The organism is Psychrobacillus soli, assembly GCF_006861775.1.
Classification (GTDB): domain Bacteria; phylum Bacillota; class Bacilli; order Bacillales_A; family Planococcaceae; genus Psychrobacillus; species Psychrobacillus soli.
In genome coordinates, this window is sequence record NZ_VDGG01000011.1 from 20,601 (window position 1) to 45,390 (window position 24,790).

Genomic DNA, 24,790 nt, shown 5'->3' on the forward strand with positions numbered 1-24,790 from the left:
TAGGTCTTTTACCACGCAGTATCCCTATTATGTGCGTCATTCCCGTTTGTTATATCGGGTCAGAGACAAGCGCTTTAGCGTTTTTTGTTCTTTCATTTAAAATCGATTATTGCTTGTATTAACTCTTTTGGCGCTTCGTACATACCCATATGACCTACATCATGTATCAATACTTGTTTTATGTGTTTTTCGCTTGCTGTAAAGACTTTTTCTGAAGGTATCAATTGATCCTCCTCCCCAGCTATTAATAACACCGGTAAATCTGTGGCTTCTATGATTTTTCGGCGGTCTATTCGATTCTTCATCGCAATCAGTGCATTTTTTGCTCCAGCAGGAGAAGTGGAATAGCCGATTTTTTTCACTTCTGTTATTTCCTTTTGATGACTTTCCAAATGTTTAGGTGAAAATAGTTTTGGAACTAAGCCATTTATAAACGCTTCCATTCCATCTGTATCTATTTTGTTCGCAGAAGCGTCCCTTCCTTCTTTTGCTTCTTGTGAATCTGGGTAACCAGTAGAATGGATTAACGAGAACCCCTTTAAACGGTTACTATACTTTTCTGCAAACGCAAGTGTAATATAACCTCCTAACGAATGCCCTAACATTGTTACCTGCTCGATTTTTAATACGTCTATAAAGTCTTTTATAAAAGTAGCATATTGATCTATTTCTTTTATATTTTCCTGCACTGCCGAATCCCCGTGGCCAGGCAAGTCTAATGCAATAACTCGGTGCGTTCTTGCAAGTTCATCGATAATATTATCCCAATAATCCAAGCTGCCACAAAATCCATGAATGAGTAGGATCGGTTCCCCATTCCCTTCCTCTCTGTATGCTACATCTGCTTGATTGACTTGAATTTTCATTTCGCTCATCTCCTTATTTAATCGATAATTGTTTCATAGCTTCATTGAGCTGCTGTATGTTGACTGCTGTTACTTCCTTATTTGATAGGTTGTATTTTTCTTTTAGTGCAAGAATGCGGTGTACACTTTCGTTTATTCTTACCTCTGAAATCTCGCCGTCATTTACTGATTTTTCAATTGCCTCCATCGCTTTTAGAACATTGTCATAATCATGTGCGATTAACACAATATCACTTCCTGCTTTTACCGCTTGGGCAGCTGCTTGACCAATTTCATGATTGTCGATGATCGCGTTCATCGTCATATCATCGGTCATCACAACGCCATCAAACTGGAATTGGTCTCTTAATAGCCTAGTAATAATTTCATGCGACATAGATGATGGAAATGTAGAATCTATTTTAGGCAATAAAATATGCGCAACCATCACAACATCGGCACCTTCTTCCATTGCTCGTTTAAACGGAATCAATTCAAGCTTCTGCAAATCCTCTAAGCTCTTCTCCATAATCGGCAATTCTAAATGGGAATCCACAGCGGTGTCACCATGGCCTGGAAAATGCTTCACAACAGAGATAACATGTTGACTTTGAATACCTTTCATTGTTTGAATTCCTAGTTCACTTACAATATCTACATTATTCCCAAATGACCGATCCCCAATAACCGGATTTTTCGGATTACTATTTACGTCCAGCACAGGTGCAAAGTCGAGATTAAATCCAAATGCGTTCATTTCTTCTCCTAGGTGGGTACCTATTTTATAAGAATAAGAAGGATCATTTAGTTTCCCGATTTCCTTATTAGTCGGTAACTTGCTCAATCCCGGTAATCGTGAAATTCTGCCGCCTTCTTGATCGACACCTAAAAAAAGTGGAAACCTTTCATTTTCACTTTCTTTTTTAATCGCATTTAATAGTGCAGTAGTATCGTTTACATCTTTTAAATTATTTTTATAAAAAATGAGACCACCTACTTTACTCGTTGAAACTAATTGCTTTATCTCTTCAGAGAAGGTAGTTCCTTCCACTCCCGCAAAAATCATTTGCCCTATTTTTTCTTTTAAAGTCATCTCACTTATTATTAGGTTTTCTTGTACAACCTCTTCAACTGCATCTGTAACAACAGATATATGATCGACTACTGGGTTCGGTTTACTTTCAGTTGGTTTCGGAATAATCCACTTTAGTTGGTAACTCGGTTCCAATTCATAAACGAGGATTAATTGGCCTACTTCATCATATCGAATTACATCCGCTTCTCCTTTTACCATTTCGATATCCTTTAAACTTATTTGCTGGATAGCTTCTGAGTTAGATCTAATATCAAATACAATTCCAGACTGATGCCCAATCGTTGCTCTTTTGGATGAGTAATCATCATATGTAGCTGCAGACAAGTCACTTTTTCTCGTCGGTTCTCCCCATGATGTATACACTTCCTGTATACCCGTTTTTCCTGCGATAAACGGCACATCTAATACTTGACCTTTTGCTGCAAGTTCGAAAACAAGTGCAACGAGTGATTCAGTTTCCGGTAGAGCTACTTCTTCCTTAGGCTGTTTTTCTTTCTCTATCGTTTCGTTCGTTTTATTTTTATCTTCCATTATTATTAAAATAATCGCGATAATAATAAATAATAAGAAAATGATTCCAACTTTTTTTGTCATTCAAGAACCCTCCTTCTTATTGGTTTCCCCTAATTCCCCATTCTATAATCGTTGCCTTTATCCCTTTATTTTTTTGAATATAATTATTATACTTGATATATTTTTTATACCAATATATAATGAAGTAGAAATGAGGGATAAATACTATGAAAATTTGTCCATATTTAGAATCGTCTTTTGAAATACTCGGAAGACGTTGGAACGGTTTAATCGTTCATTATTTATTTAATTGTCCAAATTATTGTGCCCATTTCTCGGATATGAAAAAGGATTTAACCGACATTACGCCTCGTGCATTGTCACTTAAGTTGACCGAACTTGCAGAACATGGGCTAGTGGAGAAAAAAACGACTGTGGAGCCAACTGTCCAAATTACTTATCATTTATCAGTTGCTGGGCAAGAACTTGCAGAAGCGCTTAAACCAGTACACGCTTGGGCAATACAACATATTACATTAGAAAAGGAGAAACAACATGACGAATAATAATTCCATGATGTGTGATCTAGAAACAGGTATTTGTGGACCAGCAGGAGAGGGAAATTCCGAAATGGAACTAATCGATTTAACTGCACCAAGTAAAAAAGTCGATCTTTACTATGTTACTGACCCAATTTGCTCGCATTGTTGGGCATTGGAACCGACATTACGTAAATTTATGGAAGAGTACGGTCAGTATGTCAATTTGCATACATTAATGGGTGGCTTGCTCGAAAAATGGGATGGATTCGCCGATGTATCCAACGGTATTTCCGGACCTGGTGACGTAGCAGGACACTGGCGTGAAGTCGGAGAGCATACTCGTATGCCAATCGACGGTAGCTTCTGGTTCGAGGATCCAGTTACTTCGTCTTATATCCCATCACGTGTATATAAAGTAGTTCAACAAAAAGATGCTAGCTTAGCTCCAGTGTTCTTACGAAAAGCAAGAGAAGCAGTATTTCCGTTCAATAAAAATATTAGTAACGACCAACTACTAATCGACATTGTCAACAGCATCGGTCTAAATGGAGAAGAAGTCGTAAAAGAATCTCATCTGCCACCAGCCCAGGAAAGTTTGCAAGAAGATTTCGCCATGGCAAGCCGACTAGGCGTACGCGGCTTCCCAACAATCATTTTCTTAAATGAAGAGCAAAAAGGGGTAAAAGTTGTAGGAGCTCGCCCTTATGATAATTACGTGCAAGCATTGAAGCAAATATTGCCAGAAGAAAATATCCAACCAAGATCAGTCGATACATTACAACATGTCTTACAAAAAGAAGGACTATTATTCTCGCGTGAAATCGAAGAGCTTTATAGTTTAGCACAATCAGATGTTGCAGCATTCGTTGAAAAAGAATTAGCTGCGGATAGCTATGTAGTAGAAGAAGTGCTTGGTGAAAAATATATTAAACTGAATCAATAAATGCAAAATGCCGCTCGAGTATAGATATGCTCGAGCGGCATTTTTGGAATTGGTTGCTCTTTGTAATGAATTGATTGCTTTCCCGCATTAATTGGTTGCTTTAGCTGGCGGGTTAGTTGCTTTCATAAGCATTTCTGTATCCCTTAGCCATTATTTCACAATTTCTCGTAAGCCATCTTACGAATAATTTGTTCATGTTCCGGGTATTTTTCTAGCAATTCACTTTGCGTGAAAAGCTCAAAGTCTTCAAAATCAAAACCAGGAGATACCATACATCCTACAAGCGAAAATGTTCCATTATCCACAACTGATGAGCCAAAAATCGAATTTCGAGGGACAAGTACTTGTGGCGACTCTCCATTTTCGATATTTAGACCAAGCTTATGCTCCATGTAATTCCCCGCTTCGTCAATCACATGTACTACGAGTGAATTGCCTCCGTGGAAATACCATAATTCATCCGACTTCAATCTGTGGAAATGCGATACGTCGCCTTCCCCTAACAAAAAGTAAATGCTTGTGTACTGCTTTCGAGTCGTGTCAAAAGCATCGATCGTCTCTTCAGAAGCATGCGTGCTTTTAAAATATCCACCTTCTGGATGAGGCTCTAAATGTAAGTGCTGTATGTAATAGTTCGCGTCTTTATGCATTAGACTTCCCTCGCTTCCAGATGGTTTGTACAGTTAAATAGATGACATAAGTTTTCATCTTCCTGAAGCTCCACTACGGTAACTGAAGTATTGCCTATATCTTTTGCAAATTCCCCATTTGGAATGAGCGCATGTAAAAGTCGCCCGATAAATCCGCCATGACTAACTACTAAAATTCGTTTACCAGGATATGCTTCTTTCACATCTTCTATAAAGGACATCCCCCTAGAAATAATCGTTTCCTCCGGTTCAAAACCAATATCCTGCTTCCTCCATTCAGTACCCCACTTCGCTACTCGTTCTTCTTCCGTAGTACCTTCGATCAGTCCACCACCGATTTCACCCAAACGCTTATCTATAAGGAAATCGAGTGTGGGTTGTTTTTCTGCAATAATTTCTGCCGTTCTTTTTGCACGGATTAAAGGGCTTGTATAAATGACATCCCACTCTTCATGTTCCATTCTATTAGCAACACGTTCAGCCATTTGGATACCTTCTTCATCAAGTGGCACATCCGTGCTCCCTTGGGCCCGTCCTTCTTTATTCCATGCTGTTACGCCGTGCCGTATAAAACCGATTGTTGTCATTTAAATAATCCCCCTTTTTTATTCCATACCACTTCCATCTGCTGTGGTTCGTATGCAAAATACTTAACAGCAGTTTCCACGACGATCTCTTAAATGAAATTTACTATGAAAATGCTTTTTAGGCAACAAACTAAGTTCCCAATAATTTTTCATTGCATTTCTTGCAAAAAAAAATTTTTTCCCCTCTTGACCTTCACGCAACGTCAAGGTTTAGACTGTAGATATGAGGAGGTGATGACGTGGAATATACGGTACAAAAACTAGGTCAACTCGCCGGGATAAGCACACGGACGCTTCGTTATTATGATGAAATCGGATTACTTAAACCCGCGCGTATCAATTCATCAGGCTATCGTATTTATGGTTCTGCTGAAGTGGACAGATTGCAGCAAATTCTATTTTACCGGGAGCTCGGCGTGAATTTGGATAGCATTAAAGAAATAATGACTTCAGAACAATTCGACGGGGCAACTGCTTTAAAAGAACATCGGGAAAAACTGCTCGAAAAAAGAGCACAATTGGATTTACTAATCGAAAATGTGGATAAATCTATTCAACTAACAGAAAGGAAGATTATCATGACGGACAAAGAGAAATTTGAAGGCTTTAAACAAAAGCTTGTGGATGATAACGAGCAAAAATACGGGAAAGAAGTTCGAGAAAAATATGGCGAAGATGCTGTAAATAAATCGAATGCTAAAGTAAAAGGAATGACACAAGCACAGTATGAAGTAGTGACAAAGTTAGAAGAACAACTAGCTTTAAGTCTGAAAGCAGCAATTGCAACTGGTGATCCAGCAGGAGAGCTCGCACAAAAAACAGCAGATTTGCACCGCCAGTGGCTAAGCTATTACTGGGATAAATATACGAAAGAAGCTCACGCTGGCCTTGCACAAATGTACGTAGATGATGAACGTTTTACCGCTTATTACGATAAGATACAGCCTGGTGCTGCGGTGTTTTTAAGAGATGCTGTGCACGTTTACACACAAAACTAGAAGGTGCTTCCCTTCTAGTCTTTTAACAGTTGCTCCAGTATGTGGATATCTTCTGGATAAGCTAAAGGAAGCTCTGCAATCTCCTCTAACGATTTCCAAGCGATTTCATGAATAAATTCATCTGGGTCTTGGATCATTATTTCCCCACTCACTATTTCTACTAAAAAGTATTCTACATGATAAGAAATTCCGTGTTCACTAATATTGCCACTTTTAACATGTACTTTTTCAAGGATACAAACTGTAAGACCAGTTTCTTCCGAGAACTCCCTTACACAGCATTGTTCAAATGTTTCTCCGTCTTCTAATGTCCCCGATGGAACAGTCCATTTCTTTTCCTCTTCTGGGGCTGCTTGAAGAACCATTAATATTTCCTTCTTTTTATTTATACAAACACCTGCTGCACCTTGCCATTTGAACATTTTTATTCCCCACTTCATTCATTAGATTATATCTACATCATTAATATCAGGTATGTATCTTGATTTTTTTAAATCCACAAGGCCATTTGGTCGAAAATGTACGCCTTCTACTTCTAGCATTGCTCGTTGGGAATAGGCGGATTCTTCATCCGGAATGGCGATTTCTCCTTTAATATTTATTACTCGATGCCATGGTAGGTTATGTTTTGCACTCATCGTGTGGAGTATTCTGACGACCTGTCTTGCCCCTCTTGGACTTCCTGCTTCTTTTGCAATTTGTCCATATGTCATGACTTTTCCTGCGGGTATTGCTTTTACTATTTGAATAACTCTTTCCGTAAAAGGGTTCATTTATCTTCATCCTTCCATTACTTTGATTATAACTGAAAGAGATTATTTTATTCAGTACCTTGCATAGAATAATACCGTGTGATATATTGTTCTCAATGGTACTATTCATTGAACAGTAGTGAAAGGAGTGAACGAGAATTGAATATTCAATTTAAAAAAGGTGTGCTGAATCTTTGCGTGCTTGTTTTGTTGGATAAGCAGGATCGTTATGGCTATGAGCTTGTCCAAAAAATATCCGACCAAATCTCCATTTCGGAAGGTTCTGTTTACCCGCTATTACGACGCTTAACTAAGGAAGGATACTTCACGACATATCTACAAGAATCAACAGAAGGTCCCCCTCGTAAATATTATAAGCTGACGGAACTCGGCAGGACTTACTTACATGAGCAGCTAAACGAATGGAAAAGCTTCACAAATGGTGTAAATAATCTGATCGAAGAGGGTGGAAAAAATGACTGAACAACAATTTTTAAACGAATTAGAACTTGCGTTAACTACGCTCCCAGTAGATGAACGAAACGATATTCTTTCCGATATAAAAGAGTATTTTATAAATGGTCGCGAAGATGGAAAATCAGATAGCGATATTGCCGCATCACTCGGTTCTCCGAAAGAAATTGCACAAGAATTAGTAGAGTTCCCGATTCAGGAAAAAATGACGACTGAAAATAAAGTGATTAGAATTCCACAATCGAGCTTTTCCAATGTCTCAATGAATATTGACTACGGCTCTCTAAATGTGTTCCCTTCTGATACAGATGAAACGATTATTGAGTTAATAGGGGAAAACGATAAACTAAAGCTCACTGCAGAGATCGTGAACGACACTTTATCGATTCAATTAAAATCAAAGAAGTTCCAGTTTTTCAGCTTCATCTTCCTTATTAAAGAGATGAAAGTAAATGTAGCACTCCCTAAAAAACTGTATACGTCAATCACAATGAAAACCAACAATGGACGTATTCGTGCAGAAAAAATGCTCGGTAAAACGATTAAAGCCACCTCCGATAATGGCAGCATCGGCCTAAAAGAATTTGCTGCCACTGTTTTGGAGGTAGAAACGGATAACGGACGAATCGAACTGGATAAAGTACAAGTCGACAAGCTTTCCACTCAAACGGATAATGGTCGAATTGAGTTGCGGAATATAGATGCGGAACAAATCATTTCAGAAACAGACAACGGACGTATCATGATGGAACATGTGAATGGGCATATCATCGGAAAAACCGATAATGGAAGAATTTCGCTACTAACATCGAGTTTAGATCGTATGATTCAATTAAATACGGATAATGGCAGCATCTTAGTTGAAACAGAAAATGAGCCGACAGACGTTTCTATTCATACGAAAACGGACCACGGTAGGGTAAATGTGTTTGGCGACAAAAATTCCCGTACAATTTTTGGAAACGGAGCAAATACTGTTCGACTATCCTCTGATAACGGGAAAATTACCGTTGCTAAGAAAAGTTTAACCTGAATAATAGCTCTTTGCTTCGGCAAAGGGCTAATATTGTGAGTCGTATTTTACATAATCTACCTAAGCAAGACAAACGAAAACAGCTGCGTAACAATTACTCGCAACTGTTTTTAAACTAAAATACTACTTTCTCTTCCAAGTTTCTCCACAAGTGATGTGCTTCTCTAGCAATATGCTCTAACAGGTTAGGCGGAGCGGTTGTAACAGCAGCACATGCCTTAATAAGTTCACTTAGTTCCAATATCTTTGTTTTTACTCTTACTTCATCATGAAGCTCGTAGTTAGATGCATCTACATAATGGCTTATAAAGATAAGATGATCGAGCATTTGTCGTAACCAAAAATAATTTTCATGGATCGTTGCTTCTGCAGGGGTAACATAAGCGCCGGTTTCGATTAATTCATGTGTAGAACTTTTCGCTTCGTTTTAGTAGATGAACGATATCCCCTTGTTTTGATTCGGCTTGCCGAAATATGCCTCCCATATGCTGAACCATCTGGTGATTTACACGAGCAAGCTCTAGTTCATGATGACTTATTTCCCGTTCAAAAAATCTCCATGATCAAAATTATTTCGTATCCCAAAATCGATTATGCCAAACGTATCTCGCTCATAATTATCTGTATAAGGCAAAACTACACCTCTTTCCTGTTAGTAACATCATCGTATTCTATGCAGGTTATTTACCTAAGGTTCTAAATAGCTTTTTTATTGTTATTCAAACCCCAAATGTACAGAGTCTATCAATTTTTTATAACCAATCTCCTGATAAATTTTGTTTGACGTTGGATTTAGCATATCTGTGTAGAGCACACAAAATTGAAATTCTTTTAAAAGTTCCTTACTTCCTGCTGCTACCATCGTGCGAGCGTATCCTTTTTTTCGCTCCTCTTCTGGTGTGAATACGAGCGAAACGGTGACACCATTTGCTGTTGGTCTTGCTTTTTTCATCATGGATACAGTTTGTCCTTGGTTTTCCCATAAGAATACTTCATTTGCATCGAGCATTGCTTTCACTCGATTTTTTATCTCCTCTGGTGCTGTTTTCGGGAGTCCAGTATTTTCTTCAAATAAGCTATACCATTTTTCAATAAGAAGTGCATCTTCTTTCGTTGCATAACGCCACGCACCTGGGCTCATTTCGAGTGCATCTTCTATTTGATCTAATCGGTATAAGCCTTGATCCATCAATATAGAGAAGCTTTGCCCCGTTTTTTCCTGCCATTTTTGCGCAAATGCATATGCCCATTCTTTTACACTAATAATGGAGTTAATAGAAATAGATTGCTGGATTAGCTCATGGATACTTAAGTTGATGCATTCTTCCATTCGCTCTTTATCCACAAAAATGATATTAAGCGGATGTGGTGGAGTCATTTGGAAAAGGGCTAGTAACTCGCCATCTTCTTCGACTGTTGCGATATATGGATTTTCGTATTTTCCGTCTTTAATCGCCTGCAGGACACCAAGAAACAAACTAAACTTATCTTCATTTTTTTCTAAAAAAGGTGTAGCTATTCGTGCAAAGTCTTTTGCATTTTCATATCTCTGAAATTTCATTTTATTCCCCTCCACTTCCTCTTTGTATGTTAATATAACGTAAAATACAATTGAACGGGAGTCCATTTTATGAAAATTGTTTCTATTCGAGATATTCATATCGGAGAAGGCGTTCCGAAAATTATTGTTCCACTTATGGGAAAAAACATAGAGCAGCTTCTTGTAGAAATTAAAACAATAAAGCAGGTAACTCCAGATATCGTGGAATGGCGTGCGGATGTGCTAGAGGAAATTGAAAATTTAGAGGTAGTGAAAAAGACAGTTTCCACCATTAGAGAAGCATTATTCCCTACCCCCCTGCTGTTCACATTCAGAAGTCACCGGGAAGGTGGAAATAAAATAATCGAGGACGCTTATTATAAGGAGCTTCTTGAGAGTATTATCCAAACAAAAGCAATCGACTTAATAGATGTAGAGCTCTTTTTTCCAAATGTTAGCGAGATCGTGGAAACAGCCAAAGCTCATGACATTTATGTAGTCATGTCCAGTCATGATTTCGAAAAAACACCTGTCAAAGAAGAAATCATTTGGAGATTACGAAGAATGCAGGAGCTTGGTGCGCATATTCCCAAAATAGCAGTCATGCCTAAAATTCCAACAGACGTGCTAACGCTACTTGATGCAACGTATACGATGAAATCCCTTTACGCAGATCGACCAATTATTACAATGTCAATGGCTTCTACCGGAGCAATTAGTCGGATAGCAGGACAAGTTTTCGGATCTGCCGCAACATTTGGAGCTGGTGTGGAAGCATCTGCTCCTGGGCAAATACCTGCTGAAGAGCTAAGAAAGATGTTAAACGTTTTACATACGACTTAAAAAGCAATATAACAAAACTCTTTATGTTTATACGGAAGAAACAAGGAGTTGTTGAGGTTGATATGGAAAATGGAAGACAATCAAATCATTTTACCTACCCCATCTGAATTTAGCTTTATCCAAAATCTAGGTTACTTACAAAGATCAACGAATGAATGTATGTTCCAGATTCATGACAACAAAGTGAGAAAAGCAATTGCTACGGATGAAGGTACAGCACTTATAGAAATTAGTAAACAAGGTGAACAGTCATTAACAATTGAATTTTTAGGAAATACAAAACCAACAACTAAAAAAGCAGTTGAACAAGTAATGGAATACATAACCGACTGGTTCGATATAAAAACGGATATACAACCTTTTTATGACATATCAAAAAAGGATTCGATGCTTCAACAAGCTGTTGATGCATTTAATGGTCTACGAATTATGGGCATTCCAGATTTGTTCGAGGCAATGGCTTGGGGGATTCTTGGACAACAAATCAATTTGCCATTCGCCTATACGTTGAAGAGACGTCTTGTCGAGAAGTTTGGAACTTCAATTACGTTTGAAGGTGAACAGTATTGGGTGTTTCCAACACCAAGTGTTATTGCCAAGCTAACAGTAGAAGATTTAGTAGGATTAAAAATGACCGTCAAAAAATGTGAATACTTAATAGATGTGGCCAACCAAATAGAAATCGGCTTACTTACAAAAGAGATGCTTTTAGAAACAAATGATGTGAAAAAAGCAGAAAAAATCCTAACGAAAATTCGTGGAATTGGACCATGGACTGCAAATTATGTATTAATGCGCTGTTTGAGATTCCCTTCTGCCTTCCCGATTGATGATGTAGGGCTCCATAATGCGATTAAGCATGTGACAGGTTCTCAGCAAAAGCCTACGAAAGAAGAACTATTGAAACTCTCTGAGCCGTGGAATGGCTGGGAAGCTTACGCTACTTTCTATTTGTGGAGATTCTTATATTGAAGTAAAAATGCCCCTTTTGACTAGAAAAGGGGCATTTCTTTGATTTGGTTGCGCTTATTAATGAATTGATTGCTTCCATAGTCGAAATAGTTGCTCACGTGACTAGATTGGTTGCTCTCCCAGTCAACTTGGTTGCCCTAATCCATTTATTTGAAGTCAAATAACAATTTAAGGAATTAACACTTCTAAAATGTCTTCTGATACATAAGTTTTATCGTTTTTTAATACTGGTTTTTCTGTAAATTGTCGTAAACTTCGATTATAGCTGTATGTTTTATCACCGACTGTAATAAGTAAGGAACTATTCCCTTTTTTTAAGTAAGTACCTAAGCGTTTTGAATAAGTTAGTACTTCATAGTCCAGTTGCTCTGCGACTTTAGCCAGTGGAATCATTTTGGTTCCATTTTGTACAAAGTGATCTTCTTCAATAATAGTTTGAACTTCTGTCATTTCTGGTGAAAGATTACTAATTGCCACTATCTTACTTGGTGGCGTTTGTGCTGGAATACTCATTGTTGTGATTGTATAAAATACAACTAGCTCTTTTCCCTTTAAATCGGCTTGTTCAAGTTCCTCGCCTTTTTCATTTACTAAAATTGTTTCTTCTCCAATGTTTAGCTTCAGTTCTTTATCTAAACTTAAAAACTCATCGTCAAACTTAGATACTTTGACAGAACCCATCTTTTCTTCGTCATGGACAATGACTAACTCCGGCGTAATTTGTGCTGGATAAATTAAAATCATTGGCTTGTTTTTATCATAGTATGCGTCTATGCGTTGCCCTTTTTGAAAGGATTCCTTTTGAACTGCTTTTGTAGTTCCGCTGTTAAATGCCAGTGTTTCGTTATTGATAGTAAAAATAGTCGTTTGTGGTTCTTTTTCTTCCGTTTCTACTGTGAGCGTTACTTTCCCATCTTTTGAAGCAACCTCTTTGATCTTCCCGGAGGATTTCATGAAATTCGTTGTGTCCTCTGTCGGAAGATCGCCAATTGTTATGATTTTACTTGGTGTTGTTTGTGCAGGAATACTTCTAGTGGAAACCGTATAAAATACAACTAGCTCTTTTCCATTTAAGTCGGCTTGTTCAAGTTCCTCGCCTTTTTCATTTACTAAAAGTGTTTTTTCTCCAATGTTTAGCTTTAGTTCATTATCTAAACTTAAAAACTCATCGTCAAACTTAGATACTTTAACAGAACCCATCTTTTCTTCGTCATGAACAATTACTAGTTCTGGCGATATTTGTGCTGGATAAATCATAATCATTGGCTTGTTTTTATCATAGTATGCGTCTATGCGCTGACCTTTTTGAAATGCATCTTTTTCTATAGATTTTGTCGTTCCACTATTGAATAGAAGAGTTTCATCAGTCAATTTGAAAATGGTAATTTGAGGTTCTTTTTCTTCTGTTTCCACTGTCAGTGTCACTACGTCATCCTTCGTTTCAATCTCTTTGATCACTCCAGAAGACTGCATAAAGTTGGATGTGTCTTTTTGCTCCACCGTCGTTTCTTCCTCACTTTGCGCGTTAGCAATAGGCTGTTGAAAAACAAATCCTGCCACAAGGATCGCTGCTGCAAATATCCCTAGTTTTTTCATCGTCTCGCTCCTTTTCTTTCCATTCGTTTCATTGGATTTGACGACCAACCAAGGAAAACGTTACAAAAAAGTGAAACATTCTTTATTCTCATTACGTATATGGTAGATAGAATAGAATACTAGATGGGAGTATGCATATGACGTTATCTATTAATCAAGTAACAAAAAGGTACCAAGACTTTGTAGCCGTTAATAACCTGACCTTTACGATTGAAAAGGGAGAGATTTTTGGATTGATAGGGCAAAATGGTGCCGGGAAAACGACGACATTTCGTATGATTTTAGACCTTCAAGAAACAACTGAAGGTACCATCATATGGAACGGGACACCTATCAATTCGATTAATCGAGACATTTTAGGATATTTACCGGAAGAGCGAGGCATCTTCCCTTCAATGACAGTAGAGGACCAACTTTATTTCTTTGGTGAACTAAGAGGAAAGCATCGAAAAGAATTAAAGAAAGAAGTGGATTATTGGATTAATCGCTTTGAACTTGAAGAAAAACGAAAAGCAAAAGCGGAAACTTTATCTAAAGGGAATCAACAAAAGGTGCAGCTAATAGCAAGCTTTATTCATAAACCTGAGTTCCTTATTTTAGATGAGCCGTTTAGTGGACTGGATCCAGTTAATATGGATTTGTTGAAAAATGCTATTTTGGAATTAAAGAATAATGGAACGACAATTTTATTCTCCAGTCACCAAATGGATAATGTGGAAGAGCTTTGCGACCATTTATGTTTGTTGAAACGTGGTGTCTCTTTGTTTTCTGGTAATTTATTGGACTTGAAGAAGCAATATGGGAAAACCAAATTAACGATTCGAACAGATATCCCACAAGATGTGCTAGGTAAGTTGAATGGCGTGAAGGATATTCAAGTTGGGAAAGACCAATACATTCTCACTTTAGAAGATGAATCATTTGCACAATCCATTTTTGACTTTGTATCGGACGGCAAATACATCGAAAAATTTAGCTTAGATTATTTGACGTTAGATGAAATCTTCAAAGATAAGGTTGGTGGACCGAATGTCTAAGTTTTGGTTGCTTGTGAAGCAGTTGTACACACAAAAAGTGAAAGCCAAATCTTTTATTTTTTCAATCGTTCTTTATGTTGCTGTCATTAGCGGTGTAATGTTCTGGTCGGATATTAAAGAAGCTTTTTTCCAAGATGAACCTTTGCAAATTGCTGTTTTGAATGAGACGGATGCAGAAATTGAGAGTTTTTTTGAATCGACAAGTGATATAGATTTTTCGTTTCCAACAGAAACAATAACGGAAGTAGAGAAACAGGTCATCGATGGTGATTATGCGGCAGCTGTTTTCATTCGAGACCAAGACAATTCATTGGCTGCAGAAATCGCAACGTTCGAACCACTTACCTTTAATGACCAATTAAGCATTTCTTCTACGTTGCAATACGCAAGTAAAATATATGAAGTGCAACAATTGAATTTGACTGCGCAGCAAGCAGAAAAAATTCTTCAATCAGAAACAATTATTTCTACGAAAAATTTAAATGTCGAATCAGCATCAGGAAAAAGTGAAGATGAAAAAGCTGCTGGTATTGGAGCCTCCTTCTTAGTAGGTTTCCTCATCTATTCATTCGTTATGACATTTTTATCGATGATTACAACAGATGTTGCATCTGAAAAAGGTTCGCGCGTTTTAGAAGTATTGCTTGCGAGTGTTAAACCATCTACTCACTTTATGGCAAAACTAACAGGGACATTTTTACTTGCTTTAACGCAAATTGGAGCACTTTTAGTTATCCAAGGTTTGTTATTTATGTTTATCGACGGTGGTTCCAAATGGGATATGGTCGTGGACATTGCAAATGAGTTATCCTTTAGTTACATTGGATATGCCGTTTCGTTTCTTTTGTTAACGATTATTTTATACTTAATCTTAGGAGCACTCCTCGGTTCCCTTGTTTCCAAAGTGGAAGAATCAGGTCAAGCAATGATGCCTGCGATGATGGTTGGGATTATTGGATTTTACGTGTTAATCTCGGGAATGGCTAGTCCTGATACGATGCTTATCAAAGTTTTCTCATACATTCCATTCACCTCTGGAATGGTCATGCCCCTTCGAATTGGAGCGACAGATATTGCTTCGGTTGAACCAATCGTAGCAATGCTCGTTTTAATCGGTACAGTAATACTGATGTTCCTATTAAGTCTATCTTTCTATAAACGAAGCGTATTAACGTATAGCTCCGGCGGCATTATCCAAAAAATTAAAACCGTACTTAAAGTGACAACTTAAGTACACTTGGCTTTGATCCGGTGCCTGGCACTAATACATTCATGTTTAATAAAACAATCGTGAAAGTTTAAACTTTCACGATTGTTTTATTTTTTTGTGTTTATTACAAGCTTGTTACTGGTGCCTGGCACCAGTAACAAGCTTGTAATATTTTTTTGTGCTTAAATAATCCGTAGGCACAAATTTGGTAGTTTCTTGCATAAAATAGTTCATGAAAGAAAGGATGCGGATATATGTGTGGAATAACAGGTTGGATTCACTTTAAGAAGGATTTACAAAATGAGAAACCAATTGTGGAAAAAATGACGCGAACGCTTAGTAAACGAGGACCTGATGATCATAATATTTGGAGTGCAACTCATACGTTGCTAGGTCATCGCCGACTAACGGTGGTCGATCCTGTTGGCGGGAAGCAACCGATGGTGAAAACGTATCAATCTAACCAATATACGCTTTCTTATAACGGAGAATTGTATAATACGGAAGACCTCCGGAAGGAATTATTGAAACGAGGACATTCGTTTTCGGGGCATTCTGATACGGAAGTGTTGCTGACCTCTTATATCGAATGGAAAGAAAATTGCATAGATCATTTCAATGGGATTTTCGCTTTTGCTATTTGGGATGAGCAAGAACAAAAGCTTTTTATCGCAAGGGATCGACTTGGAGTTAAACCACTTTTTTACACAGAAAAAACTGGAGGCTTTCTTTTTGCTTCTGAACTTAAAGCACTTCTTGCACATCCCGATATCCCTCCCAAAATAAACCGAGAAGGATTAGCTGAAATAATTGGATTAGGTCCATCTCGCACTCCTGGATCTGGAGTTTATGAAGGAATCCATGAATTGCGTCCTGCACATGCGCTTACTTTTTCTAAAAATGGACTTCGTATTTGGCGATACTGGAATGTACAAAGTACCAAACATACCGATTCTTTGGATGAAACTGCGGAGAAAGTTCGATATTTAGTTACGGACGCTGTGGAGCGACAACTTGTATCAGATGTACCTCTTTGCACATTTCTTTCTGGCGGTCTAGATTCAAGCATCATTACAGCAATTGCTTCTAAGGCTTTCACCCGTGATGCAAAAGGAACACTCCACACATACTCCATTGACTATGAAAACAATGAAAAACACTTCAAAGGAAACACCTTTCAACCATCAGACGATCAGCCGTGGATTCGAAAAGTTTCCAGTAACTTGAATACAATGCACAATCATGCTGTTATCAGTCAGAAGGAATTAGCGGAATACTTAAGAGAAGCTATGCATGTGCGTGATCTGCCTGGGATGGCAGATATCGACTCTTCATTACTTTGGTTTTGCGAAAGAATAAAACAAGACTTTACAGTAGGATTGTCCGGGGAATGTGCCGATGAAATTTTCGGAGGGTATCCTTGGTTCCATCAAGTTGCACATGCGGAAAAAGGGTTTCCTTGGATTCGCTCTACAAATGAAAGATACTCTTTACTAAACGATAGCTGGAAGAAAAAGCTTGCTATACATGAATATGTTCAACACGCACACGATGCAACGATTGCTGAAACTCCCCTTTTAGATGGAGAATCTTCTATTGAGTCAAAGCGACGCGAATTATTCTATTTAAATATGACTTGGTTTATGACGACCTTATTGGATCGAAAAGACCGTATGAGCATGGGTGCTAGTTTAGAAGTAAGGGTGCCATTCGCGGATCATCGCTTAGTGGAGTACGCATGGAATATTCCGTGGGATTTCAAAATGGTTGGCAATCAAGAAAAAGGAATTTTAAGAAAAGCATTTCAAGAGGAGCTCCCATATGACGTGCTATACCGGAAAAAAAGTCCTTATCCGAAAACACATAATCCTGTTTATGCCGAGCTTGTCGGAAGCATGTTAAAAGAGCAACTCCAGGATAAAAGTTCAATCCTCCATGAGCTTTTCCAAGCGAAACGTCTTTCCGATTTAATCGAATCCAATGGGGATGCTTTTCAAGTACCTTGGTTTGGTCAATTAATGTCTGGACCTCAACTGTTAGCTTATTTAGGGCAAATGCATATTTGGTTTAAAGATAATAACGTACAACTTGTGGATTGATAGGAAAAATAGGAGCCGAGAAAGTCTGACTAGATTGTGGGTTTTATTTTTGATTTGTCGCATTCACGGTGAATTATTCTCTTGCAGGATTATTTTCCCCAAAAAGAAGGAGCTGCCTTTATTATGAGGCAACTCCTTTTTTATTTATTAGAAAGTACTCGAAAATATGATTCTATAAACGGGACAAGATAATCAATGACAGCTTCATCCGGATTCAGTTTTGCATGATGCAATCCAAACGAAGAATCTACCCCTGCCCAAAACAACACTCCTGGAATTTCTTGTAGAAAGTACCCAAAATCTTCTCCTGTCATTGCAGCATCACAAGCGATTGCAGTAGTTGACTCATCTTGCTCAGCAAATGATAGGAATTCTTTTGCTAACGTCTCATCGTTTTTTACTTGATAATAAGATGAACCGTAATCGATCCGTACATCACAGTCAAACGCAATTTCTGTTGCACGACAAAAAGATTCTATTTTTCCTTTTATACTGGTCATCGTCGCTGCGTCCATCGTTCGGATTGTTCCTTCTAACCTAGCCTGACCAGAAATAATGTTCTGAACAGTACCTGAAGACATTTTCCCGATTGTTAAAACTGCAGGAGCCATTGGATTAACAGATCTACTCACAATCGTTTGAAGTTGTAATAACAGCGTAGCTGCGGCAATGGACATATCTTTTGCTTGGTGTGGGTAAGCTGCATGCCCTTCCTTTCCTACTAAATCAATAAATAATTCGGATGTGTTTGCAAATAACAAACCTGGACGAGTGGCAACTGTCCCTACTGGATATTCAGGCGCGATATGAAATGCATATATTTGATCTGGAACTAGCTCCGGATGTTCTTTTTTCATCCACTCTCTCATGGGCAAAGCGCCACCTGGTCCTTCTTCGGCTGGTTGAAAAATAATAACTACATGATCATTTATTGGCTTATGCACGAGTTTCTCGAGCAAACCTAATGCCACTGTCATATGCACATCATGTCCACATGCGTGCATCTTTTCCTCATGCTCCGATTGAAACGGTAGATCTGTCGCCTCCGTTATTGGCAATCCATCGATATCTGTCCGCCAGCCGATTGTCTTTTTTCCCTCGGTCCCTGTAACTTTTACAACAATGCCTGTTTTCCACTGAATGATCGTTAATCTGTCTTGTGAAAGGGCGTGAATTTGTTCCAATAAATAGCTTTGCGTTTTTATTTCTTGAAAACCAAGCTCCGGAATGCGGTGCAAATCGCGTCGAATTTCAATTAAGGATTTCATACGACACCTCTTACAATTGACGTAGTTCTTGCATAATTTCCGTTTTAGAACGTGTTTGATCATCTATTTCTTTTATTACTCTTGCAGGCGTTCCAGCAACTACTGAATACGGTGGAACATCCTTCGTAACAACCGCTCCTGCGGCAACGACAGCACCTTCACCAACTCTACAGCCCTCTAACACAACTGCATTTGCGCCGATTAATACGTCATCCTCTATGATAACCGGTGTTGCAGAAGGTGGTTCAATTACACCTGCAAGTACCGCTCCTGCCCCAATATGACAATTCTTCCCGACCGTCGCACGACCACCAAGAATGGCGCCCATATCGATCATGGAACCTTCCCCAATTACGGCACCTATATTAATAACCGCACCTAGCATTATAATTGCATTATCCCCTATACTTACTTGATCACGAATTATGGCACCCGGCTCAATACGTGCATTGATGCCTTTTAAATCTAAAAGTGGGATAGCAGAATTTCTACTATCATTTTCTATCATTACATCTTCTATTTGATTTGCATGTTCAGTAAGCGCTACTTCAATCTCCGCCCATTCACCAAACAAAACAAGTGAATTACCTTCCCCAAATACTTTCGTATTTTCCCCAAAAGATAGTTTGTGGATATCTTTTCCTTTTACATACACCTTTACTTGTGTCGATTTTTTTGCATGTTGAATATACGAAATGATTTCATATGCATCCAATTGCTTCATTCTCCATACCTCCCTTAAAAACATGTGATAATTGTACAGGAATTTTCATGAAAAATCACGAATTAAAATACATTTTTTGATATTTAATTGAAGAAAAATACATTACAAGAGTGTTACTGGTGCCTGGCACCAGTAACACTCTTGTAATAAAAACTCCCTTTAATTAACTAAATATACTGATATATGATAGAATAATGGAAAAATGGGTTGTGGTTGTAGTGGGAAAAGTTATTTTAGAAGCTTCCAATTTAAAGAAAGAAATTGATGCGAGTATAATTTTAGAACATGTCTCCTTTAAGATTGAAGAGCATGCATCAACTGCTATACGTGGATCAAATGGCTCCGGCAAAAGCACCTTATTGAAGCTACTTGCAGGGATTTATGAACCAACTAGCGGAAAGTTGATAAGAAATACAAATAGGATTGGATATGTCCCCGAGCATTTTCCAGAAAACCTTCGATTTAAACTGAAAGAATATTTAGTATCAGTCGCATCCTTTCACGGGATATCTGAAACGGATATGGAAACAGAGCTATCCGAATATATTAGTTTGTTTGGAATAGAGCCCTTTATAAACACTCCTCTAAAAAAATGTTCTAAAGGAACAAAACAAAAAGTAGGTATCCTTCAAGCAATTCTATTCAAACCAGATATTCTATTATTAGATGAACCTTTGACAGGTTTAGATACGAACTCACAACAAAACTTATTGGCTATTTTAGAAAAGCTAAAAACAAAAATGACAATCATCTTTACTACTCATGAAAATTTGTTAGTAGACAACATTGCAAACCAAATATTATACGTAAAAGATGGACGTGTATTAGTTCATACCGAAACTAAAAGCTCATATCGAGTTATTAAAGTAAGATTTCCTAACAAAGCCTTTTTGGCTGAACTTGAATTAAAAGAAATTCATATGGAAGAGGACCTAGCTTTCATAACCGTACCCATAGATAAAAGTGATTTCCTGTTAAAGGAGCTTTTGAATAGAAATTGTTCTGTACTTGAGGTCAGGGAAAGGATATAAATGTGCACGGATTAATAACATACCAATTTAAAAGCTATATACGCTCATTCAAAATAATCCCACCAGCAGCAACCTTCCTAGTATGGATAGTTGTCTTATATCATTATAGCGGTGTGGAAATATTAAGTAGTTACGCCGTTTCAAGCATTGTTTTATATCTAGTAACAACATGGATATCGATGAACTTATGTTCAATGGAAGAGGAAGCCGAAAAAAATATGTTATTTGTTCAAGTGGGGAAAATTAGATATTTACTAGGCAAATGGATTATTAGTATGCTTATTGCCATTGTATTAATGTTATTTGCAATCAGCTACCCTATACTGTTGGATAGTTTTAAAGAAGCAGTTCAACCAATTCATTTGGGACTTTCTATTTTAATACATCTTTTATTGGCCATATTCGGTATTTTAGTTGGTTCTTTTTCATCCATCACTTCATTTATCCCGAAGAGGTACACATGGCTTTCAGCAGTCCTTATTATTGCCATTACGCTTTCTTACGATGGTATAGTGGAACAGCTATCCTTATTAAAGTGGGTATTTATAATATTTCCTCCAGTTGTAAATGTTATTAACTTTTTTGAACCGGACGATGTAAAACATTTTGGGAAAGAATTTTGCATTATTTCTTCGTTTGCACTCTTATACTCCATTATTGCCTTCTCCGTATTATTGAAATTATTTTTAAAAGAAGAAAGTTAAGAGTGAAGTTAGAATATGATATAATGAATACAACTATTTTTGAGAGGATGATGGGTGGACAATGGATATTTAATCTTATTTCTTAAGTAGAGGTTTTTTCTGCGACATGTTTTCGCAGTAACAAAATAAACACTACAAAATCGGAAATAGGATTAGTCTGCCCATTTTTCTATCAAATACGAATGATTCTCTACAATACACTAATTTGTAGTGGTTTTTTTGCGTATTTATTTTATGGCAAGCAATCCTTCCGATTCATATTCGGAGGGATTTTTTTATTCCTCCAAAAAGGAGCGGATTGTATGACATTACACGGTAAATTAATAAAAATAAGTATCACATTTGGAGATAAAGTAATATTGGAAAATATAATAGCTGACATTCCAACAGGTGCTGTTATTGGCATAGTTGGAGGAAATGGAGAAGGAAAGTCCTCCCTTCTTTCTGTGCTAGCAAACGAAACTCTCCCTACCAGTGGATATATGGACTGGTTTGGAACAGCACCGACTATCAGCTATTTTAAACAAGAGGATGAGCATTTTAAGAACAATGATTTTGCGGATGATGAACGGGCATATTTTAGTAAATGGTCTGTCCCCGGGTATAGAAAGTATGCCGACTTAAGTGGCGGAGAAAAAATGAAGAGACGTCTTTCCCGAGTATTTGCAAAAAAAGCGCAGCTTCTTCTATTGGATGAACCGACGAATCATTTAGACCAAGATAGCTTATCTTTCTTAAAAGAACAGATATTAGCCTATCCCGGAACAATTATTTTAGTATCCCATGATCGTTTTTTCTTAGATGAGGTAGCTAGTTGGATTTGGGAAGTGGAAAATAAAAAGTTAACAGTTTACGCGGGTAACTATACATCTTATCGACAAAAGAAAGAAGAATCTAGACTTTCACAACAAAGACTATATGATGCACAACAAACGAAGATCAAACAAGTAGAAAAACAAATGGCAGCACTAAAAAACTGGTCAGCTAAAGCACATGCAGATTCAACTAAACATGAGTTCAATAAAGAATATTACCGAGTGAAAGCAAAGAAAATGGATGTCCAAATACGCTCTAAAAAGAAACGATTAGAACTCGAGCTCTCTAAAAACACAATAGATGAACCAGAAGTAGAAAAAGAAGTGACCTTCTCGATTGAAGGAAATAAGAAAAAAGGAAAGCGAGTAATAGAAGCCAAACGATTGAGTAAAACATTTGGAGACCAACTGCTGTTCCAAAACGCCACTTTTACCATCCAGTCTCAAGAACGTATTGGCATTTTAGGTTCTAATGGGAGTGGAAAATCGACATTTTTCCGCATGTTATTAGGGGAAGAAAGCGTCCGAGGTGAACTTTGGAAGTCGGAAGCGATGAATATTGGCTATTTACGTCAAACTGTATTTGATTTACCAGAAGAAAAAACACCGTTTGAGTTTTTTGGACCCACTGATTTCGAAACACGAGGTCAAATTCAAACCCTCATGATGAATTTAGGATTTTCGAAAGATCACTGGTCCCGTCCGATTCGCACAATGAGTATGGGAGAACGAGTAAAGTTAAAGCTAATGGAATTCATATTAGACCAAAAAGACGTTTTACTATTAGATGAACCAACAAATCATTTGGACCTTCCTTCCCGAGAACAACTGGAGAAAACCTTGTCGACATATCCGGGAACAATTTTATTAGTCACACACGACCGTTATTTTTTAGAAAAGCTAACAAATAAACTGCTCGTCTTTGAAAATAAAACGATTCGAAAAGTAGAATTGGGCTACAACGAATGGATGCATAAAACGAATGAATCCGCTCGGGAAAAAGAGCTATTAAAACTAGATACCGAGCGACAAGCAGTGTTAGGAGAACTAAGCTACTTACAGAAAAAAGACTCCAAATACAACGAACTAGACCAACACTTTATAGCATTAACCAAACAAATCAACGAACTAAAGAAAAAATAATTACAGGTATGTTACTGGTGCCAGGCACCAGTAACATACCTGTAACAAAACATCGGTTTTTGTCAATTTCCCGGGAAATATGGAACGAGCCAAATTCATTCGTTTACTTTATGAGCTGTTCATTATATAATGAAATTAAATCCAATAAGAAAAGTAGGTTTTAATGTGAACACAATTCCAAAACCTCTAGTCATGGCTAATCAATGGACGATTGTTTTGTCTGTAATCGTTGCGCTTATTACCCAATCAGCATGGATTTTATTCGTTCCACTTGTCGCAAATCTTTCCAGCTTATTAACTGGTTTTCACCCGATATTAGTTATAGTAAAACGATTCTTACTTAAACCCGCAAATGCATATATTCAAGAAGATTACGCCCAGCTAAGATTTAACCAGTGGCTAGCGGTCGGCTTCTTATTCGTTGCAAGTATCAGTTTTGTATTAAATTGGTCTATATTATTTAATGTAGCTACAATCATGGTTGGTTTAGCTGCACTCATCGCAATTTTTGGATTTTGTATTGGTTGCTTTATGCGTTTCCAATATCAGCAATGGAATTATCGTCGAAAAAATTCAGCGATGCGCTAATGAAAACAGCCTTTCCAGAAAAATTGGAAAGGCTGTCTCTCTATTATTCTCCTAAGTCTACGTTATGGTAGACTTGTTGAACGTCTTCTAAATCTTCAATTGCATCGATCATTTTTTCGAACTGTGCTTGTGCGTCTGCTTCTAATGAAATGTCGTTTTGTGCAAGCATTGTTAGCTCTGCTACTGTGAATTCTTCCACACCAGCAGCTCTTAACGCTTCTTGTACAGCATGGAATTGATCCGGTTCCGCATAAACGATCACTGAATCATCTTCTTCTAAAATATCACGAGCGTCTACGTCGGCTTCCATCAATAGTTCTAGAACTTCATCCGCTGTTTTTCCTTCTACACCAATAACTGCAGTGGCATCGAACATATACGCAACCGAGCCACTCACACCCATGTTACCGCCATTTTTACCGAATGCAGCACGCACATCGGATGCTGTACGATTTACGTTATTTGTCAATGCATCGACAATTACCATAGAACCGCTTGGACCGAAGCCTTCATAACGAAGCTCGTCATAACTTTCTTCTGATCCACCTTTTGCTTTTTCAATTGCTTTATCAATAATATGCTTTGGCACACTGTATGTTTTTGCACGCTCTAATACTACTTTTAATGCTTGGTTAGAAGTAGGATCTGGCTCACCTTGTCTAGCTGCTACATATATTTCACGACCAAATTTAGCATAAATACGACTAGTATTCGCGTCTTTGGAAGCTTTCTTTTCTTTAATATTATTCCACTTACGACCCATGAATTCCCACTCACTTTCGATTCA

At 37.7% G+C, this 24,790-nt stretch carries 26 protein-coding genes; 14 read left to right on the forward strand and 12 right to left on the reverse strand.

Features of this window, described 5'->3' with window-relative positions:
• Positions 1–92: 92 nt before the first annotated feature.
• The gene (locus FG383_RS06565) at positions 93–866 is read right to left on the reverse strand and encodes an alpha/beta fold hydrolase (protein WP_342782129.1); all 774 of its coding nucleotides are present in this window, start codon (positions 864–866) and stop codon (positions 93–95) included.
• Positions 867–879: 13 nt separating this feature from the next.
• A complete protein-coding gene (gene nagZ / locus FG383_RS06570) occupies positions 880–2,535 on the reverse strand; it encodes a beta-N-acetylhexosaminidase (RefSeq protein ID WP_142606181.1) in 1,656 nt (551 codons plus the stop codon).
• A gap of 146 nt (positions 2,536–2,681) precedes the next feature.
• Here nagZ and FG383_RS06575 point away from each other — a divergent pair, with 146 nt between their 5' ends.
• Positions 2,682–3,020: a winged helix-turn-helix transcriptional regulator gene (locus FG383_RS06575; protein ID WP_142606184.1), complete on the forward strand. Its 339-nt coding sequence runs from the start codon at positions 2,682–2,684 to the stop codon at positions 3,018–3,020.
• Positions 3,010–3,939: a DsbA family protein gene (locus FG383_RS06580; protein ID WP_246096883.1), complete on the forward strand. Its 930-nt coding sequence runs from the start codon at positions 3,010–3,012 to the stop codon at positions 3,937–3,939. Before FG383_RS06575 ends, FG383_RS06580 begins: the two co-directional genes overlap by 11 nt.
• 155 nt (positions 3,940–4,094) lie before the next feature.
• On the opposite strand, the gene FG383_RS06585 is transcribed toward FG383_RS06580, so the two are convergent.
• Both FG383_RS06585 and FG383_RS06590 read right to left on the reverse strand, forming a co-directional pair.
• Positions 4,095–4,589 (reverse strand): cupin domain-containing protein, encoded by a 495-nt coding sequence (locus tag FG383_RS06585; RefSeq protein WP_142606186.1) that lies wholly within the window; start codon positions 4,587–4,589, stop codon positions 4,095–4,097.
• Entirely contained in the window at positions 4,589–5,176 is a 588-nt protein-coding gene (locus tag FG383_RS06590) for a histidine phosphatase family protein (protein ID WP_142606188.1), read from the reverse strand. The genes FG383_RS06585 and FG383_RS06590 overlap by 1 nt, the downstream gene beginning before the upstream one ends.
• A gap of 239 nt (positions 5,177–5,415) precedes the next feature.
• On the opposite strand from FG383_RS06590, the gene FG383_RS06595 reads away from it, so the two are divergent.
• Positions 5,416–6,174 carry a MerR family transcriptional regulator gene (locus FG383_RS06595; RefSeq protein ID WP_142606190.1) on the forward strand — a complete coding sequence of 253 codons (759 nt, stop codon included), beginning with the start codon at positions 5,416–5,418 and terminating at the stop codon, positions 6,172–6,174.
• A 14-nt stretch (positions 6,175–6,188) separates the two neighbouring features.
• On the opposite strand, the gene FG383_RS06600 is transcribed toward FG383_RS06595, so the two are convergent.
• Both FG383_RS06600 and FG383_RS06605 read right to left on the reverse strand, forming a co-directional pair.
• Positions 6,189–6,596 (reverse strand): NUDIX hydrolase, encoded by a 408-nt coding sequence (locus FG383_RS06600; protein ID WP_142606192.1) that lies wholly within the window; start codon positions 6,594–6,596, stop codon positions 6,189–6,191.
• 21 nt (positions 6,597–6,617) lie between these two features.
• A complete protein-coding gene (locus FG383_RS06605) occupies positions 6,618–6,947 on the reverse strand; it encodes an MGMT family protein (protein ID WP_142606194.1) in 330 nt (109 codons plus the stop codon).
• Positions 6,948–7,085: 138 nt separating this feature from the next.
• Here FG383_RS06605 and FG383_RS06610 point away from each other — a divergent pair, with 138 nt between their 5' ends.
• Complete coding sequence (locus tag FG383_RS06610) at positions 7,086–7,409, forward strand: PadR family transcriptional regulator (protein WP_142606196.1); 324 nt, start codon at positions 7,086–7,088, stop codon at positions 7,407–7,409.
• Positions 7,402–8,433 carry a DUF4097 family beta strand repeat-containing protein gene (locus FG383_RS06615; protein WP_142606198.1) on the forward strand — a complete coding sequence of 344 codons (1,032 nt, stop codon included), beginning with the start codon at positions 7,402–7,404 and terminating at the stop codon, positions 8,431–8,433. The genes FG383_RS06610 and FG383_RS06615 overlap by 8 nt, the downstream gene beginning before the upstream one ends.
• A 115-nt stretch (positions 8,434–8,548) precedes the next feature.
• On the opposite strand, the gene FG383_RS21250 is transcribed toward FG383_RS06615, so the two are convergent.
• Complete coding sequence (locus tag FG383_RS21250) at positions 8,549–8,830, reverse strand: DUF2935 domain-containing protein (protein ID WP_342782133.1); 282 nt, start codon at positions 8,828–8,830, stop codon at positions 8,549–8,551.
• Between the two features lie 318 nt (positions 8,831–9,148).
• Positions 9,149–9,994 (reverse strand): GNAT family N-acetyltransferase, encoded by an 846-nt coding sequence (locus FG383_RS06625; RefSeq protein ID WP_142606200.1) that lies wholly within the window; start codon positions 9,992–9,994, stop codon positions 9,149–9,151.
• Between the two features lie 69 nt (positions 9,995–10,063).
• On the opposite strand from FG383_RS06625, the gene aroD reads away from it, so the two are divergent.
• Together aroD and FG383_RS06635 are read left to right on the forward strand one after the other, a co-directional pair.
• Positions 10,064–10,816, forward strand: coding sequence for a type I 3-dehydroquinate dehydratase (gene aroD / locus FG383_RS06630; RefSeq protein ID WP_142606202.1), 753 nt, complete (start codon positions 10,064–10,066; stop codon positions 10,814–10,816).
• A 57-nt stretch (positions 10,817–10,873) separates the two neighbouring features.
• Positions 10,874–11,788 carry a DNA-3-methyladenine glycosylase family protein gene (locus tag FG383_RS06635; RefSeq protein ID WP_342782130.1) on the forward strand — a complete coding sequence of 305 codons (915 nt, stop codon included), beginning with the start codon at positions 10,874–10,876 and terminating at the stop codon, positions 11,786–11,788.
• Positions 11,789–11,956: 168 nt separating this feature from the next.
• On the opposite strand, the gene FG383_RS06640 is transcribed toward FG383_RS06635, so the two are convergent.
• Positions 11,957–13,384, reverse strand: coding sequence for a stalk domain-containing protein (locus FG383_RS06640; protein WP_142606204.1), 1,428 nt, complete (start codon positions 13,382–13,384; stop codon positions 11,957–11,959).
• A 137-nt stretch (positions 13,385–13,521) separates the two neighbouring features.
• Here FG383_RS06640 and FG383_RS06645 point away from each other — a divergent pair, with 137 nt between their 5' ends.
• From FG383_RS06645 to asnB, 3 genes are all read left to right on the forward strand, one after another.
• The gene (locus tag FG383_RS06645) at positions 13,522–14,421 is read left to right on the forward strand and encodes an ABC transporter ATP-binding protein (protein ID WP_142606206.1); all 900 of its coding nucleotides are present in this window, start codon (positions 13,522–13,524) and stop codon (positions 14,419–14,421) included.
• Entirely contained in the window at positions 14,414–15,652 is a 1,239-nt protein-coding gene (locus FG383_RS06650) for an ABC transporter permease (RefSeq protein WP_142606208.1), read from the forward strand. Before FG383_RS06645 ends, FG383_RS06650 begins: the two co-directional genes overlap by 8 nt.
• 233 nt (positions 15,653–15,885) lie before the next feature.
• On the forward strand, positions 15,886–17,730 hold the full coding sequence (asnB, locus tag FG383_RS06655) for an asparagine synthase (glutamine-hydrolyzing) (RefSeq protein WP_142606210.1): 1,845 nt from the start codon (positions 15,886–15,888) through the stop codon (positions 17,728–17,730).
• A gap of 140 nt (positions 17,731–17,870) precedes the next feature.
• Here asnB and FG383_RS06660 read toward each other — a convergent pair whose 3' ends face one another.
• Both FG383_RS06660 and dapD read right to left on the reverse strand, forming a co-directional pair.
• Positions 17,871–18,998 (reverse strand): N-acetyldiaminopimelate deacetylase, encoded by a 1,128-nt coding sequence (locus FG383_RS06660; protein WP_142606212.1) that lies wholly within the window; start codon positions 18,996–18,998, stop codon positions 17,871–17,873.
• Positions 18,999–19,008: 10 nt separating this feature from the next.
• A complete protein-coding gene (gene dapD, locus FG383_RS06665; RefSeq protein ID WP_142606214.1) occupies positions 19,009–19,722 on the reverse strand; it encodes a 2,3,4,5-tetrahydropyridine-2,6-dicarboxylate N-acetyltransferase in 714 nt (237 codons plus the stop codon).
• Positions 19,723–19,940: 218 nt separating this feature from the next.
• Between dapD and FG383_RS06670 the strand changes: the two genes are divergently transcribed.
• From FG383_RS06670 to FG383_RS06685, 4 genes are all read left to right on the forward strand, one after another.
• Entirely contained in the window at positions 19,941–20,753 is an 813-nt protein-coding gene (locus FG383_RS06670; RefSeq protein WP_185907867.1) for an ATP-binding cassette domain-containing protein, read from the forward strand.
• A gap of 2 nt (positions 20,754–20,755) precedes the next feature.
• Positions 20,756–21,457 (forward strand): hypothetical protein, encoded by a 702-nt coding sequence (locus FG383_RS06675; RefSeq protein ID WP_142606218.1) that lies wholly within the window; start codon positions 20,756–20,758, stop codon positions 21,455–21,457.
• A gap of 302 nt (positions 21,458–21,759) precedes the next feature.
• Positions 21,760–23,415 carry a ribosomal protection-like ABC-F family protein gene (gene abc-f, locus FG383_RS06680; protein ID WP_142606220.1) on the forward strand — a complete coding sequence of 552 codons (1,656 nt, stop codon included), beginning with the start codon at positions 21,760–21,762 and terminating at the stop codon, positions 23,413–23,415.
• Between the two features lie 165 nt (positions 23,416–23,580).
• Positions 23,581–24,003 carry a DUF4395 domain-containing protein gene (locus FG383_RS06685; protein WP_142606222.1) on the forward strand — a complete coding sequence of 141 codons (423 nt, stop codon included), beginning with the start codon at positions 23,581–23,583 and terminating at the stop codon, positions 24,001–24,003.
• 43 nt (positions 24,004–24,046) lie between these two features.
• Here the strand turns inward: FG383_RS06685 and FG383_RS06690 are convergent, their stop codons facing one another.
• A complete protein-coding gene (locus tag FG383_RS06690; protein WP_142606224.1) occupies positions 24,047–24,766 on the reverse strand; it encodes a YebC/PmpR family DNA-binding transcriptional regulator in 720 nt (239 codons plus the stop codon).
• Between the last annotated feature and the right edge of the window lie 24 nt (positions 24,767–24,790).